A 3,953-nucleotide genomic window follows, 5' to 3' on the forward strand; every position below is an offset into this window, starting at 1 on the left:
GCGGTGGCTTCTTCCACCAGCGCGGCGTTCTGCTGGGTGGTTTCGTCCATCTGCACCACGGTCTGGTTGACCTGCTCGATGCCGGCCGACTGTTCCTGCGAGGCGGCGGAGATCTCGGCCATGATGTCGGTCACRCGCTGCACCGACGCGACGATCTCGCCCATGGTGCTGCCGGCCTGGTGGACCAGGCTGGAACCCTCGGCGACCTTGCCGACCGAKTCGTCGATCAGCCCCTTGATCTCCTTGGCGGCGGCGGCCGAGCGCTGGGCGAGGGTRCGCACTTCGCTGGCGACCACGGCRAARCCACGGCCCTGTTCGCCGGCACGRGCCGCTTCCACYGCGGCRTTSAGCGCCAGGATGTTGGTCTGGAAGGCRATGCCRTCGATGACCGAGATGATCTCGGCGATCTTCTTCGAKGAGGCYTSGATGGCCGACATGGTGGTGACCACCTGGCCGACCACKYYRCCGCCCTGCGASGCCACRCYRTGCGCRCCGATGGCGAGCTGGTTGGCCTGGCGSGCRTGYTCGGCGTTCTGGCGCACGGTRGAGGTCAGTTCCTCCATCGAGGCGGCGGTTTCTTCCAGATTGGCGGCCTGCTGTTCGGTRCGGCGCGACAGGTCGCTGTTGCCYGASGCGATTTCGCCSGMSGMCAGGGTGATGCTSGAGGYRCTGGCCTGGATCTGGCYGACGATCTGGGTCARCTGGSYGACSGTGGYGTTKGCATCGTCRCGCATGCGGGCGAACACGCCGTGGAACTGGCCGTCCATGCGTGCGGTCAGGTCGCCCGCGGCGATGGACTGCAGCAGCTGCGACAGCTGGCCAAGATTGCCGTCGGCAACCTCCATCATGCTGTTGAGCTGCTCGATCATCACGCGGAAATCGTGATCGAAGCGCTGYGCATCGCCGCGCTGGCTGAAGTCGCCGGCGGCAGCGGACGATGCCAACTGCTGGATCTGCGTGTTGATGGCCAGCAGGCTGGCCTTGGCCRCATCCATCGATTCGTGCAGGATCGCGCGGCTGCCCGGCAACCGGCGCGCATCGGGGGCGAGGTTGCCGGTGGCGTACTGGTTGAGTACATCGATGGCATCACGGATCGCATCGAGGTGTTCGAAGATCACCGTGTTGATGCCGCCGGCGAGCTGGCCATAGACGCCCGGGAAGTCTTCCGGAATGCGGTGGCTGATATCGGGGCCGGCATGCATCTGTGCCATCAGTTGGGTCTGCTCGGAGAAGCGACGCAGCATCGCGGTCATCTCCGCGGTGGCCGCCAACATGCGACCCGCCTCATCCTTGCCGGTGGCCTGGGTAGTGACGCTGAGATCGCCGCGGGCGACGGCCTGGATGGCATGCACTGCCTTGCCCAGCGGGCCGACCACGGCGCGCGAGATGATCACGGCCAGGGTGGCGGCGACCACGACCAGCAGCACGATGGCGGCGATGATGGCCAGCATGCTGTTGCGGTGGGTCGCGTTGGCGTCGTCGATCTTGCCCTGCATCTGTGTTCCCAGCAGCGCACCCAGCGCCTTCAGGTCTTCGAAGGCTTTGCGGCGCAGGGGGCGCGACTGCTCATCGGAAATCTGCCGGGCCGCTTCGCCATCACCGGCGGTGGCCGCTTCGCGCAGCTTGGTATTGGCGGCGAAGTAGCCATCGACGTCGGCCTGCACGGCCTGGTACAGCGTGCGCTCCTTGTCGCCGGACGGCAGCTTGGCATAGGCCGCCAGCTGCTCGCGCACCACCGCAGCGGTGTCGTTCATGCGCTTGTTGTAGTCGGCGACCTTCTCCGGCTGGTCCAGCATGCTGATCTGGGCCAGTTCATAGGTGCGGAACTCACCCAGCTGCGAGCGCACTTCACCGAGGTACTGCACCGATGGAATGTCGTTGGTCGCCATCGAGGTCAGCTTGGCGTTGGCTTCGGACAGGCGGACCAGGGCGAACGCACCCAGCACGACGGTCATCAGGGTGGTCAGGGTGAATCCCACAGCCAGCTTGCGGGCGATGGGCAGATCGTGGAACCACTTCATGCAGGGTGCTCCAAGGTGGGCAGAATACCGGCGGCGGCGCCGCGGGCAAAAGGTCGTTGCAGGAGGGAACGGTGGTGCCGGGTGAAGGATCGGTGACTGCCGTCAACCCGAGATAGCGGCGCAGCTGCGCCGTACTTTATGGACCGATGTCACATTTGCTGGCGTAGGGGAAACCAACGGAAAGCAAGCAGTGGCGGGGCTTTCGCAGTGACGGCGTAGTTTCAGGCGAAACCATGCGCCCGATCGGGTTCACGACGCAGGACGACGGAGTTCACAGTTGTGGACGCCGCTGCGTTGCGCGTGGGTACGATTGCTGCCTGCGCCCGCGCGCAAACGAAAACCGCCGCCCCGGAGGGCGGCGGTCAGGTACAACGTGTAGAGCAGTTCAGGCGGCCTGCGGCACCCGCAGCGAACGCACCAGGCCGCCGATGTCGACGATCAGGGCGACGCGGCCATCGCCGAGGATGGTGGCACCGGAGACCCCGCCGATGCGGCGGTAGTTGTTCTCGATGTTCTTCACCACGACCTGCTGCTGGCCGACCAGTTCGTCCACTTCCAGCGCGATCTTCTGGCCATCGCCTTCAACCACCACCACCAGCGATTCACTGCCGGGTGCACGCTGGCCATAGCCGTAGTACTCGCTCAGCGACAGGATCGGCAGGTATTCACCACGCACGCGCAGCACACGGCCTTCGCCGGCCATGCTGCGGATGTCGTCCGGCTGCGGTTGCAGTGCTTCAAGCACGTAGGCCAGCGGCAGGATCAGAGTTTCGCCGGCCACCGCCACGGTCATGCCGTCGAGGATGGCCAGGGTCAACGGCAACCGGATCAGCGTACGGGTGCCGGTGCCGAGGCCGCTTTCAATCTGCACCTCGCCACCCAGCGCCTGTATGTTGCGGCGGACCACGTCCATGCCCACGCCGCGGCCGGACAGATCGGTGACCGCATCGGCGGTGGAGAAGCCGGGCTGGAAGATCAGGTCCCAGACCTGCGAGTCGGTGGGGTTGTCCGGTACGGCCAGGCCGCGTTCCTGCGCCTTGGCCAGGATCTTCTCGCGGTTCAGGCCRCGGCCGTCGTCGCTGACTTCGATGACGATGTGACCGCCCTGGTGCGATGCCGCCAGGGTGATCGTGCCGGTCTCGTCCTTGCCGGCATCGCGACGCACGTCCGGCATTTCCAGGCCGTGGTCGATGGAATTGCGGACCAGATGCACCAGCGGATCGGCGATCTTCTCGATCAGGCCCTTGTCCAGCTCGGTGCCTTCGCCGATGGTGCGCAGGCGCACGTGCTTGCCCAGGCGGCCGGACAGGTCGCGGACCAGGCGCGGGAAACGGCGGAACACTGCGTCGACCGGCAGCATGCGCACGCCGATCACAGCCTCCTGCAGGTCACGGGTATTGCGTTCAAGCAGGTCCAGGCCGGCGAACAGGCTCTCGGCATGGACCGGGTCCAGCGCGTGCGAGACCTGCTTGAGCATGGCCTGGGTGATGACCAGTTCGCCGACCAGGTTGATCAGTGCATCGACCTTGTCGACGCTGACACGGATGGAGGTTTCCGCTTCCTGGTTGCCGCCGGCATTTGCAGCCGGTGCGGCAGCGGCGGGCGCAGGAGCAGCGACCGGCGCGGTGGCCGGTGCTTGGGTGGCCAGGCTTGGCGGTGCGGCCGGACGGATGTCCAGTTCGCAGTCGTCCAGCACCCAGGCGAAGGTATCTTCGATCTTGCTGCGCGGCACCTTGCCGACCAGGCCCAGGTCCCACGCAAGGTGGGCTTCGAGCGGGTCGAGCTGGGCGAAGCCGGGCAGGCGATCCATGCGCGCGGCCACCTGCAGCRAACCCAGGTGTTCCAGTTCGCGGATGATGCGCAACGGGTCGTTGCCACTCATGAACAGTGACGGCGCCGGGGTGAAGCCGATCTGCCAGGCTTCCGGCGTGT

The 3,953-nt window shown here is 66.3% G+C and carries 2 protein-coding genes; both read right to left on the reverse strand.

Translation table 11 applies throughout. From position 1 onward, the window contains the following. Positions 1–2,021 (reverse strand): methyl-accepting chemotaxis protein (locus AB4Y84_RS15490; RefSeq protein WP_442250393.1); only part of this gene is annotated, 2,021 nt, incomplete at its 3' end. Positions 2,022–2,406: 385 nt separating this feature from the next. Further along, positions 2,407–3,953, reverse strand: a 1,547-nt coding sequence (locus AB4Y84_RS15495) for a chemotaxis protein CheA (protein WP_442250394.1), incomplete at its 5' end; no start/stop codon positions are given.

The organism is Stenotrophomonas sp. 2YAF22 (assembly GCF_052114665.1).
Lineage (GTDB): Bacteria > Pseudomonadota > Gammaproteobacteria > Xanthomonadales > Xanthomonadaceae > Stenotrophomonas > Stenotrophomonas indicatrix.